At 64.6% G+C, this 23,242-nt stretch carries 21 protein-coding genes and 1 tRNA gene; 18 read left to right on the forward strand and 4 right to left on the reverse strand.

Translation table 11 applies throughout. The features are described 5' to 3' along the window. Nucleotides 1-8 precede the first annotated feature (8 nt). From zwf to gloA2, 6 genes are all read left to right on the forward strand, one after another. On the forward strand, nucleotides 9-1,472 hold the full coding sequence (zwf, locus tag U5A89_RS13920; protein ID WP_338161673.1) for a glucose-6-phosphate dehydrogenase: 1,464 nt from the start codon (nucleotides 9-11) through the stop codon (nucleotides 1,470-1,472). Beyond that, nucleotides 1,465-3,291, forward strand: coding sequence for a phosphogluconate dehydratase (gene edd, locus U5A89_RS13925; RefSeq protein ID WP_338161674.1), 1,827 nt, complete (start codon nucleotides 1,465-1,467; stop codon nucleotides 3,289-3,291). The genes zwf and edd overlap by 8 nt, the downstream gene beginning before the upstream one ends. An 88-nt stretch (nucleotides 3,292-3,379) precedes the next feature. Then, nucleotides 3,380-4,354, forward strand: coding sequence for a glucokinase (gene glk, locus U5A89_RS13930; protein ID WP_338161675.1), 975 nt, complete (start codon nucleotides 3,380-3,382; stop codon nucleotides 4,352-4,354). A 78-nt stretch (nucleotides 4,355-4,432) separates the two neighbouring features. Then, nucleotides 4,433-5,053, forward strand: a complete 621-nt coding sequence (eda, locus tag U5A89_RS13935; RefSeq protein ID WP_338161676.1) for a bifunctional 4-hydroxy-2-oxoglutarate aldolase/2-dehydro-3-deoxy-phosphogluconate aldolase — start codon at nucleotides 4,433-4,435, stop codon at nucleotides 5,051-5,053. A 60-nt stretch (nucleotides 5,054-5,113) separates the two neighbouring features. Further along, a complete protein-coding gene (locus U5A89_RS13940; RefSeq protein WP_338161677.1) occupies nucleotides 5,114-5,626 on the forward strand; it encodes a hypothetical protein in 513 nt (170 codons plus the stop codon). 218 nt (nucleotides 5,627-5,844) lie between these two features. Beyond that, the gene (gene gloA2, locus U5A89_RS13945; protein WP_338163057.1) at nucleotides 5,845-6,231 is read left to right on the forward strand and encodes an SMU1112c/YaeR family gloxylase I-like metalloprotein; all 387 of its coding nucleotides are present in this window, start codon (nucleotides 5,845-5,847) and stop codon (nucleotides 6,229-6,231) included. A 1-nt stretch (nucleotide 6,232) separates the two neighbouring features. Here gloA2 and U5A89_RS13950 read toward each other — a convergent pair whose 3' ends face one another. Beyond that, nucleotides 6,233-7,819 carry a M28 family metallopeptidase gene (locus tag U5A89_RS13950; protein WP_338161678.1) on the reverse strand — a complete coding sequence of 529 codons (1,587 nt, stop codon included), beginning with the start codon at nucleotides 7,817-7,819 and terminating at the stop codon, nucleotides 6,233-6,235. Nucleotides 7,820-7,940: 121 nt separating this feature from the next. On the opposite strand from U5A89_RS13950, the gene U5A89_RS13955 reads away from it, so the two are divergent. From U5A89_RS13955 to U5A89_RS13970, 4 genes are all read left to right on the forward strand, one after another. After that, nucleotides 7,941-8,693 carry a head GIN domain-containing protein gene (locus U5A89_RS13955; protein ID WP_338161679.1) on the forward strand — a complete coding sequence of 251 codons (753 nt, stop codon included), beginning with the start codon at nucleotides 7,941-7,943 and terminating at the stop codon, nucleotides 8,691-8,693. After that, nucleotides 8,645-9,367, forward strand: coding sequence for a GIN domain-containing protein (locus U5A89_RS13960; protein WP_338161680.1), 723 nt, complete (start codon nucleotides 8,645-8,647; stop codon nucleotides 9,365-9,367). Before U5A89_RS13955 ends, U5A89_RS13960 begins: the two co-directional genes overlap by 49 nt. Nucleotides 9,368-9,471: 104 nt before the next feature. Then, nucleotides 9,472-10,743, forward strand: a complete 1,272-nt coding sequence (locus U5A89_RS13965; RefSeq protein ID WP_338161681.1) for an ammonium transporter — start codon at nucleotides 9,472-9,474, stop codon at nucleotides 10,741-10,743. A 5-nt stretch (nucleotides 10,744-10,748) separates the two neighbouring features. Next, nucleotides 10,749-11,609 (forward strand): glycosyltransferase family 2 protein, encoded by an 861-nt coding sequence (locus U5A89_RS13970; RefSeq protein ID WP_338161682.1) that lies wholly within the window; start codon nucleotides 10,749-10,751, stop codon nucleotides 11,607-11,609. A gap of 57 nt (nucleotides 11,610-11,666) precedes the next feature. On the opposite strand, the gene U5A89_RS13975 is transcribed toward U5A89_RS13970, so the two are convergent. After that, a complete protein-coding gene (locus tag U5A89_RS13975; RefSeq protein ID WP_338161683.1) occupies nucleotides 11,667-13,001 on the reverse strand; it encodes an MFS transporter in 1,335 nt (444 codons plus the stop codon). A gap of 163 nt (nucleotides 13,002-13,164) precedes the next feature. Here U5A89_RS13975 and cyoA point away from each other — a divergent pair, with 163 nt between their 5' ends. From cyoA to U5A89_RS14010, 7 genes are all read left to right on the forward strand, one after another. Further along, complete coding sequence (cyoA, locus tag U5A89_RS13980; RefSeq protein WP_338163058.1) at nucleotides 13,165-14,304, forward strand: ubiquinol oxidase subunit II; 1,140 nt, start codon at nucleotides 13,165-13,167, stop codon at nucleotides 14,302-14,304. A gap of 123 nt (nucleotides 14,305-14,427) precedes the next feature. Further along, nucleotides 14,428-16,446, forward strand: coding sequence for a cytochrome o ubiquinol oxidase subunit I (gene cyoB, locus U5A89_RS13985; RefSeq protein ID WP_338161684.1), 2,019 nt, complete (start codon nucleotides 14,428-14,430; stop codon nucleotides 16,444-16,446). A gap of 6 nt (nucleotides 16,447-16,452) precedes the next feature. Further along, a complete protein-coding gene (gene cyoC, locus U5A89_RS13990; RefSeq protein WP_338161685.1) occupies nucleotides 16,453-17,097 on the forward strand; it encodes a cytochrome o ubiquinol oxidase subunit III in 645 nt (214 codons plus the stop codon). After that, nucleotides 17,094-17,480 (forward strand): cytochrome o ubiquinol oxidase subunit IV, encoded by a 387-nt coding sequence (gene cyoD / locus U5A89_RS13995; protein WP_338161686.1) that lies wholly within the window; start codon nucleotides 17,094-17,096, stop codon nucleotides 17,478-17,480. The genes cyoC and cyoD overlap by 4 nt, the downstream gene beginning before the upstream one ends. After that, a complete protein-coding gene (locus U5A89_RS14000) occupies nucleotides 17,477-18,193 on the forward strand; it encodes an SURF1 family protein (protein WP_338161687.1) in 717 nt (238 codons plus the stop codon). The genes cyoD and U5A89_RS14000 overlap by 4 nt, the downstream gene beginning before the upstream one ends. Beyond that, nucleotides 18,190-19,518, forward strand: a complete 1,329-nt coding sequence (locus U5A89_RS14005) for an ATP-binding protein (protein ID WP_338161688.1) — start codon at nucleotides 18,190-18,192, stop codon at nucleotides 19,516-19,518. The genes U5A89_RS14000 and U5A89_RS14005 overlap by 4 nt, the downstream gene beginning before the upstream one ends. Then, the gene (locus U5A89_RS14010) at nucleotides 19,508-20,041 is read left to right on the forward strand and encodes a response regulator transcription factor (protein ID WP_338161689.1); all 534 of its coding nucleotides are present in this window, start codon (nucleotides 19,508-19,510) and stop codon (nucleotides 20,039-20,041) included. Before U5A89_RS14005 ends, U5A89_RS14010 begins: the two co-directional genes overlap by 11 nt. Before the next feature lie 10 nt (nucleotides 20,042-20,051). Here the strand turns inward: U5A89_RS14010 and U5A89_RS14015 are convergent. Beyond that, nucleotides 20,052-20,125: transfer RNA gene (locus U5A89_RS14015), tRNA-Gly, on the reverse strand. A 46-nt stretch (nucleotides 20,126-20,171) separates the two neighbouring features. Continuing rightward, complete coding sequence (locus U5A89_RS14020) at nucleotides 20,172-21,083, reverse strand: sugar kinase (protein ID WP_338161690.1); 912 nt, start codon at nucleotides 21,081-21,083, stop codon at nucleotides 20,172-20,174. Between the two features lie 166 nt (nucleotides 21,084-21,249). Here U5A89_RS14020 and U5A89_RS14025 point away from each other — a divergent pair, with 166 nt between their 5' ends. Then, nucleotides 21,250-23,217, forward strand: coding sequence for a hybrid sensor histidine kinase/response regulator (locus tag U5A89_RS14025; protein ID WP_338161691.1), 1,968 nt, complete (start codon nucleotides 21,250-21,252; stop codon nucleotides 23,215-23,217). Nucleotides 23,218-23,242 lie beyond the last annotated feature (25 nt).

A 23,242-nucleotide genomic window follows, 5' to 3' on the forward strand; every position in this document is an offset into this window, starting at 1 on the left:
ACCATCCTTTGACCGAGCCGTCTGCTACGTTTCTACTATTTGGCGCCACCGGTGATCTGGCCCGCCGGATGATCTTTCCATCGCTCTACAATCTGCTGTCCGATGGCCTGTTGCCCGACGACTTTCTGATCCTGGCGTCCGGCCGGTCGGAGATGGACGACGCCGCCTTCCGCAAGGAAGTGGACGATGCGCTGCGCCAGTTCCTGGCGGCCGACCGCTATGACGAGGACGTCGCGACGCGCTTTGCCGCGATGATCAGCTATCAACCGGTCGATGCGGGCAATGCCGATCAGTTCGCGAAACTGGCCGAGCGGATCGACGGGCGGCTGGAGCGCGGCCTGTCGGTCTATCTGTCCACCCCGCCATCGCTGTTCGCGCCGACCGCGCAGGGGCTAAGCCAGGCGGGCCTGATCACGGCCAAGACGCGGATCGCGATGGAAAAGCCGATCGGCAAGGATCTGGCATCGTCCAGGCAGGTCAATGACGGCATCGGTGCGCTGTTCGCCGAAGAGCAGATTTTCCGCGTCGACCATTATCTGGGCAAGGAAACGGTGCAGAATCTGCTGGCGCTGCGCTTTGGCAACGTCATGTTCGAACCCTTGTGGAACGCAACCGCGATCGACCATGTGCAGATCACCGTAGGGGAGACGGTCGGGCTGGAAGGCCGGGTTTCCTATTATGACGGGGTCGGCGCGCTGCGCGACATGGTGCAGAACCATATGCTCCAGATCCTGTCGATCATCGCGATGGAGCCGCCCGCGCGGATGGACCCCACCGCCGTGCGCGACGAAAAGGTGAAGGCGCTTCGCTCGCTTCGCCCGATGACGGCGGAAACGGTCAAGAGTCATAGCGTGCGCGGCCAATACACGCCCGGCGCGGTCGGGGGCCAGATCGTCACCGGCTATGCCGACGAACTGGGCCAAGCGTCCGACACCGAAACCTTTGTCGCGCTTAAGGCCTATGTCGACAATTGGCGCTGGCAAGGGGTGCCCTTCTACCTGCGCACCGGCAAGCGGATGCCCGCGCGCCAGTCCGAAATCATGATCCGGTTCAAGCCGGTGCGCCATTCAATCTTCGGTCGCGACGGGCATGGGTCCGGGCTGGAGGCCAATACGCTGATCATCCGGTTGCAGCCGGAGGAATATATTCGCCTGACCATCATGAGCAAAAGACCGGGTCTGGAGCGGCAGGTGAAGCTGGACGAAGTGACGCTGGACGTGTCGCTGACCGCCGCTTTCGCCGGGCAGCGGCGCCGCATCGCCTATGAACGGTTGATCCTGGACCTGCTGGTCGGGGACCAGACGCTGTTCGTGCGGCGGGACGAAGTGGAAGCACAATGGACGTGGATCGATTCTATCATCGACGGGTGGAAGGACGCGAACATGAAGGTGTCGCCCTATTCGTCCGGGAACTGGGGACCATCCTCAGCCATTGCCCTTATCGAACGTGACGGAGCCAGCTGGCATGACTGACCTGCATCCGGTGATCGCCAAGGTCACCGATCGTATCGTGGAGCGCAGCGCTGCTTCGCGCCTGAAATATCTGGACCTGATCGAACGGGGCCGCGACGCGGGCACCAACCGCGATCAATTGTCCTGCGGCAACCTGGCCCATGGCTTTGCGGCGAGTGGCGAGGACAAGGCGGTGATCCGTACCGGCCGGGCGATGAATATCGGCATCGTCACCTCCTATAACGACATGCTGTCGGCCCATCAGCCCTTCGGCCGCTATCCCGAACAGATCAAGATCGCCGCGCGCGAAGTGGGCGCGACGGCGCAGGTGGCAGGCGGCGTGCCCGCCATGTGCGACGGCGTGACCCAGGGGCAGGCGGGCATGGACCTGTCGCTGTTCAGCCGCGACACGATCGCGCTGTCGACCGCCGTGTCGCTGAGCCATGCGATGTTCGAAGGTACGTTGCTGCTGGGCATTTGCGACAAGATCGTGCCGGGCCTGCTGATCGGCGCGCTGCGTTTCGGGCATCTGCCCACCATCTTGGTTCCGGCGGGGCCGATGCCCTCGGGCCTGGCCAACAAGGAAAAGGTGCGTATCCGCCAGCTTTATGCGGAAGGCAAAGTCGGGCGGGACGAATTGCTGGAATCAGAAAGCGCTTCCTATCATGGCGCGGGCACCTGCACCTTCTATGGCACCGCCAACTCCAACCAGATGATGATGGAAATGATGGGCCTGCACATGCCCGGTTCCGCCTTCGTCAATCCGGGCACGAAGCTGCGCAGCGAACTGACCCGCGCGGCGACGCACAGAATCGCCGACATCGGCTGGGATGGCGATGATTACCGACCGCTGGGCCATTGCGTCGATGAAAAGGCGATCGTCAATGCGATCATCGGCCTGATGGCGACGGGCGGCTCCACCAATCATGCGATTCATGTCCCCGCCATTGCGCGGGCGGCGGGCATCCATGTCGATTGGACCGACTTTGCCGAGATTTCCGACGTCGTGCCGCTGCTGGCGCGGGTCTATCCCAACGGATCGGGCGACGTGAACCATTTCCACGCGGCAGGCGGCATGGCGGTGGTGATCCGCGAATTGCTGGATGCCGGGCTGCTGCACCGCGACATCCTGACGGTCGCGCGGCAGGGGTTGACCGATTATGGCAAGGAGCCGGTGCTGGAGGACGAAGCGCTGGTCTGGAAGGATGTGACTGCCTCCCGCGACGAAGCGATGCTGCGGCCTGCGTCCAACCCGTTCAGCGCCGATGGCGGCATGAAGCTGCTGCAGGGCAATCTCGGCCGCTGCGTCATGAAGGTGAGCGCCGTCGACCCGGAACGCTGGACGATCGAGGCGCCAGCCGCCATCTTCCAGGATCAGGACGATGTGCTGCGCGCATTCAAGGCGGGCGAGTTGGAGCGCGACGTGGTGGTCGTGGTCCGCTTCCAGGGGCCAAAGGCCAACGGGATGCCCGAACTGCACAAACTGACCCCGGCGCTGGGCGTGTTGCAGGATCGCGGGTTCAAGGTCGCATTGCTGACCGATGGGCGCATGTCCGGCGCGTCGGGCAAGGTGCCTGCCGCCATCCACCTGTCGCCCGAAGCGCTGGGCGGTGGCCCGATCGGCAAGCTGCGCGACGGCGACCTGGTGCGGGTCTGTGCGGAAACCGGCACGGTCGAGGCGCTGGTGGATGCCGCAACATGGGATGCCCGCGACATCCCCGCCGCCCCGCCGCCGCCCTATGACACTGGGCGCGAACTGTTCGCACTGTTCCGCCACCATAGCGACCTGGCCGAACAGGGCGCGTCGCCGATCCTGGCGGCGATGGAAAGCGAGATTTAGGTGGGCCGTGCTCCTGCGAAGGCAGGAGCCAGTTCGGAGAGCGGGACTGGGTTCCCGCCTTCGCGGGAACACATGACTGGAAGACTATATGACCGACATCATCGCCGGCGACATCGGCGGGACCAACGCACGCTTCGCCCGCGCTTCGCTGGACGAACAGGGCGTGCCGACGCTTGGCACCGTGCGCAAATATAAGGTCGCCGACCATCAGAGCCTGCAAGCCTGCTGGGCCGCTTTTGTCGAGGATGAGAAGAAAGCGGGCGACGGCCCCTTGCCTGACGCTGCCTCGATCGCCTTCGCCACCGCGATCGGGCGCGACGTGATCAAGCTGACCAACAGCAATTGGGTGATCCGCGCCGACACGCTGGCGCAGGATATCGGGATGCGCACGGTGCGCCTGGTCAATGATTTCGAAGCGGTCGCCCATGCGGTGTCGCGCCTGCCTGCCGAAAATCTGCCGCTGCTGTTCGGCGAGGAAAAACCCTTCCCCACCGATGGCGGCGTCACCGTCCTTGGCCCGGGCACCGGCCTTGGCGTCGCGATGATCGCCTATGATCAGGGCAAACCCCATGTCATCGCGACCGAGGGCGGGCATCTGGACTTCGCGCCGCTCGACCCGATGGAGGAAAAGATCCTCTCTTATCTGCGCGACAAATTCCTGCGGGTATCGACCGAACGGATAGTGTCGGGACCGGGCCTTAACTATATCTACAAGGCGATGGCGACGATCGGCCATGATCGCGTCATGCTGATGGAAGACCCGGAATTGTGGCAGGCCGCGCTGGAGGGCACGGACGAGTTCGCTCGGCGCGCGCTGGATCGCTTCTGCCTCTGCTATGGGTCGGTCGCGGGCGACCTGGCGCTGGCGCATGGGCCGCATGGCGTGGTGCTGGCGGGCGGCCTGACACAGCGGATGCGCGATTTCCTTTCGCACAGCGGTTTTCATACGCGGTTCAAGGCCAAGGGCCGGTTCGAAAGCCTGATGGCGACCGTGCCAATCCGCCTGGCCGTGCATGACGAGATCGGCCTGTTTGGAGCGGCCGCCGCTTTCCGCGAAGGCTGAGAAGCCTTTTTCAACAGTTTGATTTTGCGCGTTTTCGAAAGCAACCGCTGCACGGAAACGCTTTGAGGGAGATATGAGATGAGCAAATTGACGGTCGAGCAGGTCATGGACCTGGCCCCGGTTATCCCCGTGCTGGTGGTCGATCGCGTGGAAGACGCGCTGACGATCGCGCGCGCGCTGGTCGCGGGCGGCCTGCCCGCACTGGAAGTCACGCTGCGCACGCCTGCCGCGCTGGACGTGATCCGCGAAATGGCGAGCGTGGAGGGCGCGGTGGTCGGCGCCGGCACGGTGCTGAACCCCGATCAACTCGACGCAGCGATGGAGGCGGGCGCGCGCTTCATCGTCAGCCCCGGCCTCACCAAGCCATTGGGCAAGGCGGCGATTGCGGCGAAAATCCCCTTCCTGCCCGGCACCGCGACGGCGGGCGACATCATGCGCGGCATGGACATGGGCCTGTCCCACTTCAAATTCTTTCCCGCCGAAACATCGGGCGGCTTGCCTGCGCTCAAGGCGCTGGCCGCGCCGCTGCATACCGCCCGCTTCTGCCCCACCGGCGGCATCACGGCGCAGAGCGCGCCCGAATGGCTGGCCCAGCCTTTCGTCAAATGCGTCGGCGGCAGCTGGGTGGTGCCCAAGGGACCGGTGGACGGAGCGAAGATCGAAGCGCTGGCCCGCGAAGCCGCGGCACTGGCGGCCTGACGGTGGCGACGGGGCGCTGACGCCATTGCGCTGCACGCCCCGTCCCCCTAGATGTCAGGCATGAACCCGCGCCGCCTCCTCACCGCCCTTGCCCTGTTCCTGTCGGGCTGTACCGGCGCGCCGCAAAATTATCCCTCGCTCGCCAAGCGCCCGATCGAAAGCGCCCCGGTCGCAAAACTTAGCCCCCCGCCCGCGCCGGTCCCGGCCGACGCCGCCCTGTCGGCGGAAATCGCCAAATATGTCGGCCAGGCGGACAAGGGCGCCGCCGCTTTCGACGCCGCTTATGCGCGGGCGGACAGGGCCGTCGGCGCGGCGAAGGGCGCTTCGGTATCGAGCGACGCCTGGGTCGCGGCGCAAGTGGCGATCAGCGCGCTGGAATCCGCACGCAACGATAGCGTGTCGGCGCTCGCCAGCCTGGATACGCTCTATGTCCAGCGCAGCAACGCCCTCGCCGATGGTAAGGCGGGTGGCGGACTTGAAGATATCGACGCGGCGCGCAGCGCGGCGCTTGGGCTGGTCGATCAGCAGAACGACCGGATCGACGCGATGAAGGGGCGGTTGCCGCAGCCTTGATGCGAGCGATGGGAGCGGCCGAAGTTGGGCTTATTCCCCCTCCCGCCAGCGGGAGGGGGTTAGGGGGTGGGCAAGCGCAAGGTCGTTTTTGCCCACCCTGCTGCGACTAACTCGCTTCGCGAGCAAGTCTCGCTGCCCCTCCCGCAGGCGGGAGGGGCATGACTAGATTTCAAGCATCGACCATTCCCATAACCGCGCCATCATCCTACATCCAACCCATGCGCGCCATTCATCATATCGCCCTCATCTGTTCCGACTATGACCGCTCGAAGGTCTTTTATCGCGACATACTGGGCCTGCCGGTCATCCGCGAAGTCTGGCGCGCCGAGCGGCAGTCGTGGAAGTGCGATCTGGATACGGGCAATGCGCAGATCGAACTTTTCTCCTTCCCCGATCCCCCTGCCCGGCCCAGCCGACCGGAGGCGTGCGGACTGCGCCACTTGGCCTTCATCGTTGAGGATATCGATACTGAGGTGGCGCGGTTGGATGCGGCGGGCGTCGTTTGCGAACCGATCCGGGTCGATGACTATACCGGCCAGCGCTTCACCTTCTTCGCCGACCCCGACGGTCTGCCGCTGGAACTGTACGAGCAGGCACCGGACTGACCTATTTTGCGAAGCGCTTGAAGAAGCTGTCCGCATTCCATGTCGGCCGCTGCGCGCCGTTCGCCACCCGCAGCGTGACCGCCGTCACATAATCGTTCAGCTTCGCGCTTTCCGCGGGCATGACCGGCTGGTTCAGATCATCGAACGGCGAATGATAGATATTCGCCCGCCACGCCTTCTCCGTTTCCGCTTCCGGCGTACCCGCCTTGAACCCATATTTGAAGAAGAGCGCGGGGATGCCTTCGCGGATGAAGGCATATTGGTCAGACCGGATGAAGACGTTGCGATCCGGGAAGGGATCGGGCGTGATCGGCAGGTTCATCTGCGCGCTCACCACCGCCGCATCCTTGCCAAGTGAGCTTTGGTCGTAGCCGATCGGCGTCACGCTGGTCAGCGGGAAGATCGGCAGAGCCATATCGAAATTGAGGTCGGCGACGATGCTGGACTGCGGCACGGTCGGGCGGCGGGCGAAATAGCGCGCGCCGAGCAGTCCTTTCTCCTCCGCCGTGACGATGGCGAAGAGGATGGAGCGTTTGGGCTTCACCTTGCTGGCTTTGAGCGCACGCGCGATTTCCAGCAGGCTGGCGACGCCCGACGCATTGTCGAACGCGCCATTGTAGATGGCGTCGCCCTTGATCGGCGTGCCGACGCCATAGCCGTCGAGATGCGCCGACAGGACCACATATTCGGGCCGCAGCTTCGGATCGCTGCCGGGCAGGACCGCGACGAGGTTGGGCGATGACAGGTCGCGGTGCTGGGCGGCGACCTGCGCCTTGAAACGCAGGGCGAGCGGGAAGCTGGCGACCGGCGCGGACGCATCCGCCGCCGCCGCGATCGCGGTGAAATCCTGACCGGTGCCTGCGAAGAATTGCGCGGACTTGGCAGGGTCGAACTGCGCGCCCAGGAAAGGCGTCTGCGTTTCGCGCAGGGCGGCGTCGGCATAATAGAGCGCGGGCGCGCCCGCCAAGGCGATACGCCGGGTCCAGGGTATCTCCACTTGCTTGGGCGTCACCAGGGTGATGAGGCCGAGCGCGCCCTGCTCCGCCAGCCAATGCGCCCGTTCCGACCGGGCATGGGATTTGAGCGCGCCAGCAATGTCGGCCGGTCCGCCCGACAGGACGACGACGATCTTCCCTTTCAGGTCCAGGCCCGCAAAATCATCATGCCCGACTTCAGGCAGGTGCAGGCCGTAACCGGCAAAGACCATCGGCGCGTCGATAGTATCTGGGACCGGACCGCCGCTGCCCGAAAAGATGAGGTCGCCCGGCACGGCCAGCGCCGTTTCCCCCTGCGGTCCCACCAGCGCCGCGCGGCTGCGGTCGGACTGGACCACCTGTTCGACGAAAGCGACCGGCTGCTTGTAGCCGTCGATCCCGGCGGGTTTCAGACCCAGCGCCTTGAACTGCGCGATGACGTAATCGGCGGCGCGATCATAGCCGGGCGTGCCGGTGCCCCGCCCCTCCATGCCATCATTCGCCAGCGCCTGCACATGCGCCCACCAGCGCGCGCCCGCATCGCCCGGCTCCGCCGCATGGGCGGTGGCTGCGATCATCGACAGGAGGGGAAGGGCAAGGAGGGGAAGGCGCATCGAGAAGGGGACTCCGCAATTTCAAGAGGCTATCATGCCTGAACCGGTCCGACGAACAAGGGGCTTGGAACCGCCATCGACCATGTGTATTATCGTAACAATACACATGCAGGAGAGTGCGATGTCCCGTCCCCTTCCCTTTTTCACGCTGCTGTCGGGCGCGGCGTTGATGGCCCTGTCGGTATCCGGCTGTTCGCGCACGAGCGATTCGCCTGCCACCGATGGACCTGCCCAGACCGCGCAGGACTGGTCGGCGCTCAAGGATTTCGACGCCATCGACGCGACCGAGCCGGACGATGTCGTCGTCACCATCGGCAACGGCTTTGCGGTCAAGGCCGAGGGGGACGCCAAGGCGATCGCCAACCTCGACATCCGGGTGAAGGGCGACACGCTGATCATCGGCCGCAAAGGCAAGATGGACTGGAACTGGGGCAATGACGGCAGCAAGGGCGCAACCGTGCGCATTACGATGCCCGCGATCAAGGCCGCCACTCTCACCGGTTCGGGCAATCTGGACCTGGACCGGGCGGCGGGCGACAGCCTGGACCTGTCCCTGACCGGCGTGGGCGATGTGCGGATCGGCACGGCGACGCTCGCATCGCTGAGTGCCGACATAACCGGCACGGGATCGATCAAGATCGCGGGCACCGCCGATCGCGCCACATTGTCCATCACCGGCACGGGCGATATCGACGGGGAAGCGTTGAAGGTCGGGACGGCCGACCTGTCGGTACTGGGCACGGGTGACATCGACATTGCCTCCGACGGGAAGGTCGCTATCAGCATTACCGGGCCGGGCGACGTGACGGTGAAGGGCAAAGCGCAATGCACGACCAGCGGAACAGGACCGGGCGAGGCGCGCTGCGCGCCCTGACGATAACGGCGCTGTGCATCGCTACACCTGCCGGTGCGGCGACGCGCGGTTTTACCATCACCAGCTTCGATGCGATTCGGGTGGATGCGCCAGTGACGGTCGTGCTGACCACCGGGGCGGGCGCATCGGCGCGGGCGGATGGCGATCAGGGCGCGCTCGACCGGCTGAAGGTCGATGTGTCCGGTCGCCTGCTCATCATCAGCATGACCCGGCCGCAACCGGGCGAAAAAAGCGGCGGCGCGGCGAGATTGCGCCTGTCCACCGGCATGATCGACCGCATCTTGCTGACCGGTGGCGGGTCGGTGTCGGTCGATCGGATGAAGGGATTGCAGGGACAGATCGTGCTGGGCGGCAATGGCGACGTCAGTGTCGGCGCGGTGCAACTGGACCGGATCGACCTGATGCTGTCGGGCGGCGGCCGGGTAACGCTGGCGGGGCGCGCGGGCGTCGCCAATATCTGGGTGAACGGACCGGGCGCGCTGTCCGCCGAACCGCTGATCGTGCGGCAGGCGACGATCGGCAATGAAGGGCCGGGCAGCATTGCACTCACCGCCGATGTGGCCGCGAAAATCACGACATCGGGATCGGGCGACGTGACCATCACCGGCAAGGCGGCCTGCACCGTCGACAATCGCGGCACCGGCCGGGTGCGGTGCGGCGCCGAGGATTATTGAACGGATAGCGTGCCTTCAGCGCATGAAGGGCCAGCCGTACTTATCGAAAACTTTACCAGAGCGCCGCTAGACAGGCCGGACATATCCATAGCAGGCTGTCTTCCATGCGCTTTTCCTTTGCCCTGCCGCTTTTCGTCGCACTCGCGCTGCCGCAACCGGCCTGGGCGCAGATCGCCGTCGCCGATAGCGGCGATACCGGATGGATGATCCTGTGCGCGCTGCTGGTGCTGCTGGCGGCGCTGCCGGGGCTGGCGCTGCGCCATGCGGGGCAAGTCAATGTGCGTAATGCCTTGTCGGCGAGCGTACAGGGTATCGCGGTCGTTGCGGTCGCCGCGCTGACCTGGGCGATTGCGGGCTATAGCGTCGCTTATGCGCCGGGCAGCGCCTGGCTGGGCGGCACGGCCAATCTGATGCTCGCCAATCTGGGCCAGCTTCGCGACGGGCTGACCGTACCCGAATCGGCGTTCGTGCTGTTCCAGTTGGCGATCGCCCTGCTCGCCGCCAGCCTGCTGGTCGGCGCGGTGGCGGAGCGGACGCGGATCGGCTGGTGGCTGGGCTTCACGCCGCTATGGATCATGATGGTCTATGCGCCGGTCGTCCATGCCGTCTGGGGCGGCGGCTGGCTCGCGGACCTGGGCGTCATGGATTTTGCCGGTGGGTTGGTGTTGCACGCGACGGCGGGCTTTTCCGCCCTGGCGCTGGCCCTGATCGCAGGCGCGCGACGCGAACCGTCCGATCCGGGCCACGCGCCATTGCTCAGCCTGGCGGGCGGTGCGCTGCTGTGGGTCGGCCTGTCGGGCGTCGTGGGCGGATGGGCACTGGGCGCGACGGACGATGCCGCGACCGCCATCCTCAATCATCTCTTCGCCGCTTGCACAGGGGCGCTTGGCTGGGCATTGCTCGACCGCATAGTGAGCGGCCGGTCCAGCGCGACCGGCATTCTGTCCGGCGCGCTGGCGGGCATCGCTGCGATATCCGCCTGCGCCGCGCTGGTCGGCACCGGCGGCGCGATGCTGATCGGCGTGATCGCCGCCTTCATCGCCCGCATCGGCGCTGGCATCCTGTCCGGCCGGGTGGACGATAGCGCGGGCGTGTTTGCCATTCACGGACTGGGCGGCCTGACCGGCATCATGCTGCTGCCGATCTTCGTCCTGCCGCTGATGGGCGGAGTCGGGTTCGATGCGAATATCTCGGTCGGCGGCGCATTGACGGCGCAGGCGATCGGCTTGGTCGTCGTGGCATTGTGGGCGATGGTCGGCAGCGCGATCGCCGCGCTGATCGTGTCGATCGTCATCCCCATGCGCGTTGCGCCGCAAGTGGAGGCGGACGGCCTGGACGCCGACCAGCACGGCCAGCAAAGCTGGGATTTCCGGTAAAGCCCATGACGGTCGCTCCCTCTTGCGTCGCTGTCGCCATCTTCGCCCATCAGGAAGAGCGCCGGATCGGCGCCTGCCTGGCGTCGCTGCCGCTCGACCGGGCGGACACGAATTTCCATGTGCTGGTGAACGGCACGACCGACGCCACGGTCGCGCGAGCGCGGGAGGCCGCGGGCGGCAGGGCCAATGTGATCGTCCACGACATCGCGGCGGGCGGCAAGTCGCGGACCTGGAACCATATGGTCCATGACTTGCTGACCGGATCGGAAGAGGCCGTCATCTTCATGGATGGCGATGCGCAGATCGTCGCCGGGTCGATCGATGCGCTGGTCGCCGATCTGGCCGCCCATCCCCACGCCAACGCCGCGTCGGGCATGCCGATGAACGGTCGGATGGCCGCCTTCTATCGCGGCACGCTGCATAGCGAAGGTGGGTTGTTCGGCGATCTTTATGCGTTGTCGGGCCGCTTCCTGTCGGACATCCGGGCGCATGGCCTGCGCCTGCCCGACGACCTGATCGGTGACGATGGACTTGTCGCGGCCTGGGCGCATAACAGCCTGCAAAAGGATATCGCCTGGGATCTGGCGCGCGTGGTGCCGTGCGACAAGGCCGGATTCCTGTGCGAACAGGTCAGCCTGGCCCGACCCCAGACCTGGCACATGCATTATAAGCGGCTGATCAACTATTCGGTGCGTTTCTACCAGAACCGGATCGTGTCGGACATCATGACGCGTGAGGGGCCGGTCGGCCTCCCCGCACGCCTTGCCACGCTCTATCCGCAATGGCTGCCGCGCTTCCGCCCGCGCCCCGGCCCCACGGGCTGGTTCGACCGCAAGGCGCTTAAGCGAATGCGTGCCGGCTCTTAACGTTCATGTTGTTCGCATTCTGCGAGCCGTCGGCTGTGCCAGCCGACTTCAGAATGCTCAGCGATCGCGGCCAGCCAGTTCCTTGTTCACGAACAGGGCGACCCCCGTCACCACCGCGCCCGAAAGCAGGTAGATGCCCGACGCGGCCAGACCAAACTCGGCCGACACGAACAGAGCGACGAGCGGCGCAAAGCCTGCGCCCACCAGCCAGGCGAGATCCGACGTCAGCGCCGACCCGGTATAGCGGGTCGCGGTGCGGAAATTCGACGCCACGATGCCCGACGACTGGCCGAAGCTGAGGCCCAGCAGGATGAAGCCCAGCACCATGAAGGCGACTTCACCCAGATCGCCGCCATTCAACAGCAGCGGCGCGGCGACCGCGAAGATGGCGATGCCGACGGCCGACCAGCCGATCAGCGTCCGGCGGCCCACCATGTCGGCGACAAAGCCCGACACGATGATCGCCAGCACGCCAACGAACGCGCCGATCACCTCGATCATCAGGAAGCGTTCGAGCGGCTGGTCGGTGTAGAGCGCGATCCACGACAGCGGGAACACGGTGACCATGTGGAACAGCGCAAAGCTGGCCATCGGCGCGAACGCGCCGATGACGATGTTGCGCCCTTCGCTGCGGACGGTTTCAACGACCGGCGACGGCTGTAGTTCGCGCGACAGGAACAGCCGTTCGAATTCATGCGTCACCACGATGCGCAGGCGCGCGAACAGCGCCACGACGTTGATCGCGAAGGCGACGAAGAAGGGATAGCGCCAGCCCCAGTCGAGGAAGTCGGCGGTCGAGAGCGTATTGAGGAAGAAGGCAAACAGGCCCGCCGTCACCATCAACGCCAGCGGTGCGCCCAGCTGCGGCATCATCGCATACCAGCCGCGCTTGTTCTTGGGCGCGTTGAGCGACAGCAACGAAGCCAGACCGTCCCATGTACCGCCCAGCGCCACGCCCTGCCCCGCGCGGAACAGCGCCAGCAGGATCGCGGCCCAGTGGCCGATCGTGTCATATCCAGGCAGGAAGGCGATGGCTGCCGTCGATCCGCCCAGCAGGAACAGCGCGATGGTCAGCTTGACGCCGCGACCATAAGCGCGATCGACTGCCATGAAGATGAAAGAGCCGATCGGACGCGTGATGAACGCCAGCGCGAAGATCGCAAAGGACCAGAGAGTGCCCGCCAGTGGCGACAGATAAGGGAAGATATGCGCCGGGAAGACGATGCACGACGCGATCGCATAGACGAAGAAGTCGAAGAACTCCGATGTCCGGCCGATGATGACGCCGATCGCGATCTCGCCGGGCGCGACCTTCTTTTGACCCTGCGCGTGCAGCTGGCGCACGTCGCGCTCCGCCTGGGTCGAGTTGGGCGTGGTCGTCGCGGAAGTCATGGGGTAAAACGGACCTTCATGCTGCGGGAACGATCCGCGCCGCACTTCGTTGCGCGACGAATCACCCCGGGGGTTATTTAGGCCATGCCCTATTTTGCACCTGCGCAGGGATAGGACAAAAGGTCCAATGTCACGCCATGACCATCCTGATTATGCGGGCAGCATGATAGCCCGCCATTCCGCCACGAAGCGCGCGTTTCTGCGCCGAATCGCACCCTTGTTGCTGCTGCCGCTGGCCGGGTGCAACTGGGTGGTCATGTCCCCTGCGGGCGACGTTGCAATGCAGCAACGCAATCTGATCCTGATTTCGACCGCGCTGATGCTGTTGATCATCATCCCCGTCATGGCGATGACGATCTGGTTCGCGTGGAAATATCGGGAAAAGGCGAAGGCGGAGGATTATGATCCCGACTGGGACCATTCGACCAGCCTGGAACTGCTGATCTGGTCCGCACCGCTGCTGATCATCATTGCGCTGGGCGCGGTGACGTGGAGCAGCACCCATCTGCTCGACCCCTATCGCCCGATCGAACGGGTGGATCAGGCGCGCAAGGTCGATCCGGCGGCCAAGCGGCTGCAGGTCGAAGTGGTGGCGATGGACTGGAAATGGGTATTTATCTACCCGGAACTCGGCATCGCGACGGTGAACGAACTGGCCGCGCCGGTCGATCAGCCGATCGAATTCAAGATCACCTCGTCCAGCATCATGAACAGCTTCTTCGTGCCAGCGCTGGCGGGGCAGATCTACGCCATGCCGGGGATGCAGACGGTATTGCATGCCGTCGCCAACAAGCCGGGTAATTATGAGGGCTTTTCCGCCAATTATTCGGGCGCTGGCTTTTCCAACATGCGCTTCCGCTTCCACGCCATGGACCAGGCCGGTTTCGACCGGTGGGTCGCCAAGGTGAAGGCGAGCGGCGCGACGCTGGACCGCGCGACCTACGTCAAGCTGGAGCAGCCGAGCGAAAAGGTGCCGCCCATGTATTTCGGCGGCGTCGAACCGAAACTCTTCCATGCCGCGCTCAACATGTGCGCCCAGCCGGGCAAGAAGTGCATGGACGCGATCATGATGACCGACAGCATGGGCGGCGCGGGCAAGGAATCGGCCCGCGATACGCAAGGCCTGCGCCATGACGGCACGATCGACGTCGGCGGCTTCCATCCGGTCGAACCGGGCAAGAAGGGCGAGATCGCCCAGCCCGCGGGCATGACCCCGGCGGCGGACCGCACCCCTGCCGCGCAGGGCAAGCAGGCGCCGGGCCAGCAGGACGGCGACGGGCATGGGGCGCATCATGGGCATTAAGACACCTGCGCTGTTCCCCGGCGAAGGCTGGGGTCCAGATCGAGTTTTGAACTGGACCCCGGCCTTCGCCGGGGAACAGCTAGCTTCGTTTTCCTTTTCTTCTCGTTCAAGGCCGTAACGCCCATGTCCCCCTCCCCCGCCTCTGAAAATAGCGGTATCTGGAAGCTGATCTTCGGTCGCCTCGACTGGAGTTCGCTCCCGCTGCATGAGCCGATCGTCGTCGGCACCTTCCTGATGGTCGCGCTGGGTGGCGCGGTCGTGTTCGGGCTGATCACCAAATATAAGCTGTGGGGCATGTTGTGGCGCGACTGGTTCACCACCGTCGACCATAAGCGCATCGGCATCATGTATATGATCTTAGGGCTAGTCATGTTCGTGCGCGGCTTTGCCGACGCGGTGATGATGCGCCTGCAACAGGCGATGGCGTTCAACGGGTCGGAGGGCTATCTCAACGCCCATCATTACGACCAGATTTTCACGGCGCATGGCGTCATCATGATCTTCTTCGTCGCGATGCCGATGATCACCGGGATCATGAACTATATCGTCCCGCTGCAGATCGGCGCGCGCGACGTGTCCTTCCCCTTCCTCAATAATTTCAGCTTCTGGATGACCACGGCGGGCGCCGTGATCGTCATGATGTCGCTGTTCGTGGGTGAGTTCGCGCGCACCGGCTGGCTGGCTTATCCGCCGCTGTCGGGCATCGCCTATTCGCCGGGAGTGGGCGTCGATTATTATATCTGGGGCTTGCAGATTGCAGGCATCGGCACGCTGCTGTCGGGCGTTAACCTGATCGCGACCATCGTGAAGATGCGCGCGCCGGGCATGTCGATGATGAAGCTGCCGGTCTTCACCTGGACCTCGCTGTGCGCCAACGTGCTGATCGTCGCGGCCTTCCCGGTGCTGACCGCCGTCCTGGCGCTGCTCAGCCTCGACCGCTATGTCGGCACCGCCTTCTTCACCAACGACATGGGCGGCAACCCCATGATGTATGTGAACCTGATCTGGATCTGGGGTCACCCGGAAGTCTATATCCTCATTCTGCCGCTGTTCGGCGTGTTCAGCGAAGTCACCTCGACTTTCTCGAACAAGCGACTCTTCGGCTATAGCTCGATGGTCTATGCGACGATCGTCATCGCGCTGCTCAGCTATCTGGTGTGGCTGCACCATTTCTTCACCATGGGGTCTGGCGCCAGCGTCAACAGCTTCTTCGGCATCACCACAATGGTCATTTCCATTCCGACCGGCGCCAAGCTGTTCAACTGGCTGTTCACCATGTATCGCGGCCGCATCCGCTACGACCTGCCGATGATGTGGACGATCGCCTTCATGCTGACCTTTACGGTCGGCGGCATGACCGGCGTGCTGCTCGCGGTGCCGCCCGCTGACTTCGTGCTGCACAACTCGCTGTTCCTGATCGCGCATTTCCATAATGTGATCATCGGCGGCGTATTGTTCGGCCTGTTCGCGGCGATCAACTATTGGTGGCCCAAGGCGTTCGGCTACACGCTGGACACGAAATGGGGCAAGCGCAGCTTCTGGCTGTGGGTCGTGGGCTTCTGGTTCGCCTTCATGCCGCTCTATATCCTGGGCCTCATGGGCGTGACCCGCCGGATGCGCGTATTCGATGACCCCAGCCTGCAGATATGGTTCCAGATCGCCGCGTTCGGCGCGCTGATGATCGCCGCTGGCATCGCCTGCATGTTCGTCCAGTTCGCCGTCAGCATCATCAACCGCGAAAAGCTGCGCGACACGACGGGCGATCCCTGGAACGGCCGCACGCTGGAATGGGCGACCAGTTCGCCCCCGCCGGACTATAATTTCGCCTTCACGCCGGTCATCCACGACAATGACGCCTGGGCCGACATGAAGAAGCGCGGCTATCAGCGCCCGCTGACCGGCTATGAAGCGATCCACATGCCGTCCAACACCGGCACCGGCATCATCATCGCGGGCCTGTCCGTCGCCTTCTCGGTCGGCATGATCTGGTACATCTGGTGGCTCGCTGGCCTCAGCTTCGTCGGCATCCTTGCCGTCGCGATCGGCCATACCTTCAACTACAAGCGCGACTTCTACATCCCGCAGGATGTGGTCGAGCGTACCGAGGGCGAGCGCACCGCGCTGCTCGCAGCCAAGGGCTAAACCATCATGGCAAGCGCATCTCCGATTGATCCCGCCTTCCTCGACAAGGACGGCAATCCGCTCTTCCACCTGGCGCATGAGCCGCATCATCCCGAAGGGTCCAGCACCATGCTGGGCTTCTGGATGTATCTGATGAGCGATTGCCTCATCTTCGCCTGCCTGTTTGCGACCTATGCGGTGCTGGGCGCCAATTATGCGGCGGGACCAGGGCCAAGGGATTTGTTCGACCTGCCGCTGGTGGCGCTCAACACCGCCATGCTGCTCTTCTCGTCCATCACCTATGGCTTCGCCATGCTGGCGATGGAGAAGAACCGGGTCGCCGCGACGCAGAGCTGGCTGGCGATCACCGGCCTGTTCGGCCTCGCCTTCCTCAGCATCGAACTCTACGAGTTCGCGCATCTGATCCATGAAGGCGCGACCCCGCAGCGGTCGGGCTTCCTGTCGGCTTTCTTCACGCTGGTCGGCACCCACGGCCTGCACGTCACCTTCGGCATCATCTGGCTGGTGACGCTGATGGTGCAGGTGGCGAAGAAGGGGCTGATCCCCGCCAACCAGCGCCGCCTGATGTGCCTGTCGATGTTCTGGCACTTCCTCGACGTCATCTGGATCGGCGTCTTCACCTTTGTCTATCTGATGGGAATGCTGCGATGAGCGATGCCGCCCACCCCAAGCCCGGCCATGACCACCCCGACGCCCATGCAGGCGCACATGGCAGCATGGGCAGCTATATGATCGGTTTCGGCCTGTCGGTGATCCTGACGGCCATCCCCTTCTGGCTGGTCATGACCGGCTTCTTCGCCAATACCCAGACGACCGCGATCATCATCATGGCCTTCGCCGTGGTGCAGATCGTCGTCCACATGATCTACTTCCTGCACATGAACACGCGTTCCGAAGGCGGCTGGTCGATGATGGCGCTGATGTTCACGCTGGTGTTGGTCGTCATCACCCTGTCGGGATCGATGTGGGTCATGTATCATCTCAACCATAATATGATGCCCGCCATGACGCATGACATGAGCCAGATGCCGTGACACAGGCCGAACCCCGCCCCGCCAAGCGGGCGGGGTTCCCGGTCGGCCTGACGCTGGCCGCGCTGATCCTGTTTGCCGGCCTGTGCGCGCTGGGCGTCTGGCAGGTGGAGCGGCTGGCGTGGAAGCGCGACCTGATCGCCCGCGTCGACGCCCGCATCCACGCTGCCCCGGTGCCAGCGCCGCAAAGCGCTACCAAGACCGACGAATATCGCCGCGTCACCGCCACCGGCACCTTCCTGCATGACAAGGCGGCGCTGGTGCAGGCCGCCACGGTGCGCGGCGCGGGCTATTGGGTGCTGACCCCGCTGCGCCAGCCCGATGGCGCGATCCTCCTCATCAACCGTGGCTTCGTGCCGCCCGAAGCCAAGACCCGCTATGATCGGCCGCAAGGCGTGGTGCGCGTGACCGGCCTCCTTCGCCTGACCGAGCCGGGCGGCGGCTTCCTGCGCAGCAACGATCCCGCCGCCGACCGCTGGTATTCCCGCGACGTAGCGGCCATCGCGACTGCGCGCCATTTGACGCGCGCCGCCGACTATTTCATCGATGGGCAGGCTGGCCCTTCCCCCGACACCCTGCCCATAGGCGGGCTGACCGTCATCAGCTTCCCCAACAGCCATCTGCAATATGCGGTGACATGGTTCGTGCTGGCGGCCATGGTCGCCGGCGCCTATATCATCATGATGCGCCAGTCGGGAAAAGATCGCCGGGCATGACGGCATCATCGCTCAAGCGCGTGCGCTGGCTGCCTGGCCGGTGGCCCGCCGACGCGGCCGGGCGGCGCAACATGGCGCTGCTGGTGCAACTGCGCTGGATCGCCATCGCCGGGCAAGTCGCGACGATCCTGTTCGTGCATTTCGGCATGGACATCCATCTGCCGCTGGGGTCGATGCTGGTCGTCCCCTGCATCGCGGCGGCGATGAACCTGGGTAGCCTGATGGTGCTGCGGCGGCGCACCGATATCACCCATGCCGAACTGTTTCTGGCACTGCTGTTCGACGTATTCGCGCTCACCACGCAGCTTTATCTGAGCGGCGGGGCGACCAATCCGTTCGTGTCGCTCTATCTGGTGCAGGTCGCGCTGGGCGCGGTGTTGCTGCATCGCTGGAGCGTATGGGGCATCGTCGCCATATCGATGCTATGCGCGGCTATGCTGGTGTTCGCCTATCGCCCGCTCGACTTGAGCGAGCGGTTCGCGGACCATTTGTTCGACCTGCATATCGTAGGCACCTGGATCTGCATCACCATGATCGCGGTGTTGCTGGTCCTGTTCATGACCCGCGTGACCCGCAACCTGCAACAGCGGGAAGCCTATCTGGCGGAACTGCGCCAGCAGGCGGTGGAGGAAGAACATATCGTCCGCATGGGGCTGCTCGCGTCGGGCGCGGCGCATGAATTGGGCACGCCCCTCGCCCAGCTTGCCGTCGTGCTGGGCGACTGGCGGCACATGCCTGAAATCAAGTCGCATCCCGCGCTGGTCGAGGAAGTGGGCGAGATGGAGATAGCGGTCAAACGCTGCAAGACCATCCTGACCGGCATCCTGATGTCGTCCGGTGAAGCACGCGGCGAAGCGCCCGAAATCACCAATGTCCGCGATTTCATCGACATCATCGCGCGCGACTGGCGCAACGCCAATCCGGGGATGCCGCTGCGCTGCGACTTTGGCCCGCACGACTATCCCCGCATCATCGCCGATCCGGTGATCCGCCAGGCCGTGACCAACCTGCTCGACAATGCGCGGGAAGCCGGCGCATCCTATATCAACATGATGGTCAGCCGCGACAGCCAATGGCTGCATATCGCTGTGCGCGACAATGGACCGGGCTTCGATGCCGACATGCTGGCCGATGTCGGCAAACCCTATCGGTCCAGCAAGGGCAAGCAGGGCGGCGGCCTGGGCCTCTTTCTGGTCGTCAACGTGGTCCGCAAGCTGGGCGGACGGGTGGACGCCAGCAATGGCGCGGATGGCGGCGCGATGATCCTGCTGCGCCTGCCGCTCGCCACGCTGGCGCTAGAAGAGGAGATGGCCGGTGACGCCTGAACGGCAATTGCTGATCGTGGAGGATGACGAAGCGTTCGCCCGCACGCTCAAACGCTCCTTCGAACGGCGCGGCTACACCGTGCTGCTGGCCGACAGCCTGGAAACGGTGACGGCGGTGCTGGCCGACAACAAGCCGGGCTTTGCCGTGGTCGACCTGAAGCTCGGCCCGCAATCGGGCCTTGCCTGCGTCCAGGCGCTCCACGCCCATGATCCCGCCATGCTGATCGTAGTCCTCACAGGCTTCGCCAGCATCGCAACGGCGGTGGAGGCGATCAAGCTTGGCGCGACCAACTATCTCGCCAAACCATCCAACACCGACGATATCGAGGCCGCCTTCGCCCGCTCCGGCGGCAACCCCGCCGCCCCCCTCGCCCCCCGGCCGACATCGATCAAGACGCTGGAATGGGAACATATCCACGAGGTATTGAAGGACAGCGACTTCAACATCTCCGAAACCGCAAGGCGGCTGGGCATGCATCGCCGCACGCTGGCACGGAAACTGGCGAAGCGGCAGGTGGGCTGATTGTGGGGATTGGAGCGGGTGAAGGGAATCGAACCCTCGTCACTTGCTTGGGAAGCAAAAGCTCTACCATTGAGCTACACCCGCGTTGCACCCGCCCATGGCGCAAGCCATGGGCCGATGTCAACGGGGATCAGCCATAGGGCGCGTCGGCGTCGCGCGCCGGGATCGCGCCGCGATGGCGAATATTCCAGCCCGCCAGCCGATGCCCGGCCAGCGCCGCGTCGCGCGGATCGGCGCCTGCCAGTCGCGCATGCAGATAGCCGCCGTTAAACGCGTCCCCCGCCCCGCTCGAATCGATCACGTCGATATGGCTCGGGATCGCGACGATCTCGCCCGCCACCAGGCAGCCGTCGCCGCCCAGCTTCACGACCACTTCCTTGCCAGCCCCAGCGCCCCAGCGCGCGGCGGCATCCTGCGCGTCGTCGGCCTCACCCATCTCGACTTCGTCCGCCAGGGTCGGCAGGCCCATGTCGCTGACGGCGATTGCCCGGTCGCGCCAATGCCGCGCCGTCGCCGCGTCATCCCACAGCCGCGCGCGATAATTGCCATCGAAAGCGACCTTCCCGCCATTGGCGCGCACCTGCGCGCACAGGTCCAGCAAAGCTTCCCGCCCGGCATCGGGCAGGATCGCCAGCGTGATCAGCGAGAAATAGAGCAGGTCGGACTGGGCGGCCTGCGCCACCATCGCGGCGCTTTCCGGCAGGTCGAACATCCGCCGCGCCGCCGCCTCGCCGCGCCAATAATGGAAGCTGCGCTCGCCCGTCGCATCCGTCTCGATCGCATAGAGGCCGGGCAACCGGTCCTTCGCCGCGATGACCAGCGCCGTGTCCACGCCTTCGGCTTCCCATTGCGTCAGAAGTTGCGCGCTCATCGGATCGGCGCCCATGGCGCTGGCGAGGCGGACATGATCCCCGGCCCGCGCCAAATGGATCGCGGTATTGATGACGTCGCCGCCATAGCGCAGGTTCCAGCTATCGCCATCGCCGCGGCTCAATTCCAGCATCGCTTCGCCAATGACCGTGATCGTCGCCTTCGTCGTCATGCCTGCCCCATATCAGATGTCGTGGGCGTGGTGGGCAGAGCGGCGTTTCAAGTCAAGGCCTTGCCGATCAAGACGATGTCGCTGCCCCTTGGAACATTTGCCATCCAGCACCGTTTTGTCGATGGCAGGGGAAGCACCGTCCGCCGGCGCTGGATTCGGGGACATTATGATTAGCGCGGCCAATGATGAAATGGGCAACCGCTTCGAACTGCTGGTTCAAAGCGTGACCGATTACGCCATCTACATGCTTGATCCCCAAGGCGTGATCGTCAGCTGGAACGCAGGCGCGCGCCGTTTCAAGGGTTATAAGGCGGACGAGATTATCGGCCAGCATTTTTCGCGCTTCTATACTCCCGAAGATCAGGCAAACGGCATTCCGGCGATGGCGCTCCATACCGCCGAGCATCATGACCGGTTCGAAGCGGAAGGCTGGCGCGTTCGCAAGGACGGATCGCAATTTTGGGCCAATGTCGTCATCGACCCGATCCGCGCGCCAGACGGCAGCCTGCTCGGCTTTGCCAAGGTCACGCGCGACCTGACCGACCGCCGCGCCGCACAGGAAGCGCTGCGCACCAGCGAAGAGCGATTCCGCCTGCTGGTGCAGAGCGTGACCGACTATGCCATCTACATGCTCGATCCCGTCGGCACGGTGACCAGCTGGAATTTGGGCGCGGAACGGTTCAAGGGCTATCGGACCGAAGAGATATTAGGTCAGAATTTCTCCCGCTTCTACAGCGAGGAGGATCGCTTGGCGGGCCTCCCCTCCCGCGCATTGCATACCGCGCAAACGGTGGGTCGGTTCGAAGCGGAAGGTTGGCGCATCCGCAAGGACGGATCGCGTTTCTGGGCCAATGTCGTCATCGATCCGATCCGCACCCCTGACGGTCAGTTGCTCGGTTTCGCCAAGATCACCCGCGACCTGACCGAACGGCGCGATGCGCAGCGCGCGCTGGACGAAGCGCGCGACGCCATTATCCAGACGCAAAAGATGGACGCCATCGGCAAGCTGACCGGCGGCGTCGCCCATGATTTCAACAATTTGCTGGCGGTCATCGTCGGCAGCCTGGACCTGGCGCGGCAGCGCATGACGACCGGCGGCGACATCACCCGCTATCTGGACAATGCCATGACCGCGGCCGAGCGCGGCGCGACCCTGACGCAGCGGATGCTGGCCTTTGCGCGCAAGCAGGAACTGAAGCTGCAAAATGTCGATTGCATCGCGCTGGTGCAGGGCATGGCCGATCTGCTGGCGACGACGCTGGGCGCAGGCGCGGTCATCGAAACCCGCTTCCCATTGATCATCGGCGCAGCCCATGCCGACCCGTCCCAACTGGAACTGGCGCTGCTCAACCTGGCGGTCAACGCCCGCGACGCCATGCCGCATGGCGGGCGGATCATCATCGAAGCGGCAGAGACGATGGTGTCGCAGGACGAACGGCCGGACCTGTCTGCAGGCAGCTATATCCGCCTGTCCGTAATCGACGAAGGCGAAGGCATGGATGCCGAAACGCTGGATCGGGCGCGTGAGCCGTTCTTCACCACCAAGGGCGTCGGCAAGGGCACCGGGCTTGGCCTGTCGATGGTCCATGGTTTCGCCCAGCAATGTGGCGGGTCGCTGACGATCACCAGCGATCCGGGGCATGGCACGACCGTATCCCTATGGCTGCCCATGGCGCCGACGGATGCGGACACGCAGCATATCGTCGCCCTGGTGGAGGATCGTGACGATCCCGGCGTCCCGCTAGTCATCCTGGCAGTGGACGATGATGATCTCGTCCTGATGAACACGGCAGGCATGTTGGAGGATCTGGGTCATACCGTGTTCCAGGCGTCGTCCGGCGCGGACGCACTGCGACTGCTGGAGACAGGCAAGGTGGACCTGGTCGTCACCGACCATGCGATGCCGGGCATGACCGGGGCTGAACTGGCTGACGCGATCGAACAGACCCATCCCGGCCTGCCGGTGGTCATCATCACCGGTTTTGCCGAACTGCCGCCGCACGCCGCGCGGCTGATGCGGCTGGACAAACCGTTCAAACAGGCCGACCTCGCCCGCATCGTCGGCAGCGCCATCCGCACCGTGCCCATGACAGCGCCCATCACGGCCATCATAAAGGACGACCCGGCCACCTAGCGCCCATCATCGGGCTGCCGTCCAA

Origin of the sequence: Sphingobium sp. HWE2-09, assembly GCF_035989265.1 — a bacterium.
In the GTDB taxonomy this organism is placed as follows: Bacteria; Pseudomonadota; Alphaproteobacteria; order Sphingomonadales; family Sphingomonadaceae; genus Sphingobium.

Coding starts and splice junctions, on each gene's coding strand:
- edd (WP_338161674.1), top strand. CDS start 1,465: ATGACTGACCTGCATCCGGTGATCGCCAAGGTCACCGATCGTATCGTG.
- glk (WP_338161675.1), top strand. CDS start 3,380: ATGACCGACATCATCGCCGGCGACATCGGCGGGACCAACGCACGCTTC.
- eda (WP_338161676.1), top strand. CDS start 4,433: ATGAGCAAATTGACGGTCGAGCAGGTCATGGACCTGGCCCCGGTTATC.
- U5A89_RS13940 (WP_338161677.1), top strand. CDS start 5,114: ATGAACCCGCGCCGCCTCCTCACCGCCCTTGCCCTGTTCCTGTCGGGC.
- gloA2 (WP_338163057.1), top strand. CDS start 5,845: ATGCGCGCCATTCATCATATCGCCCTCATCTGTTCCGACTATGACCGC.
- U5A89_RS13950 (WP_338161678.1), bottom strand. CDS start 7,819: ATGCGCCTTCCCCTCCTTGCCCTTCCCCTCCTGTCGATGATCGCAGCC.
- U5A89_RS13955 (WP_338161679.1), top strand. CDS start 7,941: ATGTCCCGTCCCCTTCCCTTTTTCACGCTGCTGTCGGGCGCGGCGTTG.
- U5A89_RS13960 (WP_338161680.1), top strand. CDS start 8,645: ATGCACGACCAGCGGAACAGGACCGGGCGAGGCGCGCTGCGCGCCCTG.
- U5A89_RS13965 (WP_338161681.1), top strand. CDS start 9,472: ATGCGCTTTTCCTTTGCCCTGCCGCTTTTCGTCGCACTCGCGCTGCCG.
- U5A89_RS13970 (WP_338161682.1), top strand. CDS start 10,749: ATGACGGTCGCTCCCTCTTGCGTCGCTGTCGCCATCTTCGCCCATCAG.
- U5A89_RS13975 (WP_338161683.1), bottom strand. CDS start 13,001: ATGACTTCCGCGACGACCACGCCCAACTCGACCCAGGCGGAGCGCGAC.
- cyoA (WP_338163058.1), top strand. CDS start 13,165: ATGATAGCCCGCCATTCCGCCACGAAGCGCGCGTTTCTGCGCCGAATC.
- cyoB (WP_338161684.1), top strand. CDS start 14,428: ATGTCCCCCTCCCCCGCCTCTGAAAATAGCGGTATCTGGAAGCTGATC.
- cyoC (WP_338161685.1), top strand. CDS start 16,453: ATGGCAAGCGCATCTCCGATTGATCCCGCCTTCCTCGACAAGGACGGC.
- cyoD (WP_338161686.1), top strand. CDS start 17,094: ATGAGCGATGCCGCCCACCCCAAGCCCGGCCATGACCACCCCGACGCC.
- U5A89_RS14005 (WP_338161688.1), top strand. CDS start 18,190: ATGACGGCATCATCGCTCAAGCGCGTGCGCTGGCTGCCTGGCCGGTGG.
- U5A89_RS14020 (WP_338161690.1), bottom strand. CDS start 21,083: ATGACGACGAAGGCGACGATCACGGTCATTGGCGAAGCGATGCTGGAA.
- U5A89_RS14025 (WP_338161691.1), top strand. CDS start 21,250: ATGATTAGCGCGGCCAATGATGAAATGGGCAACCGCTTCGAACTGCTG.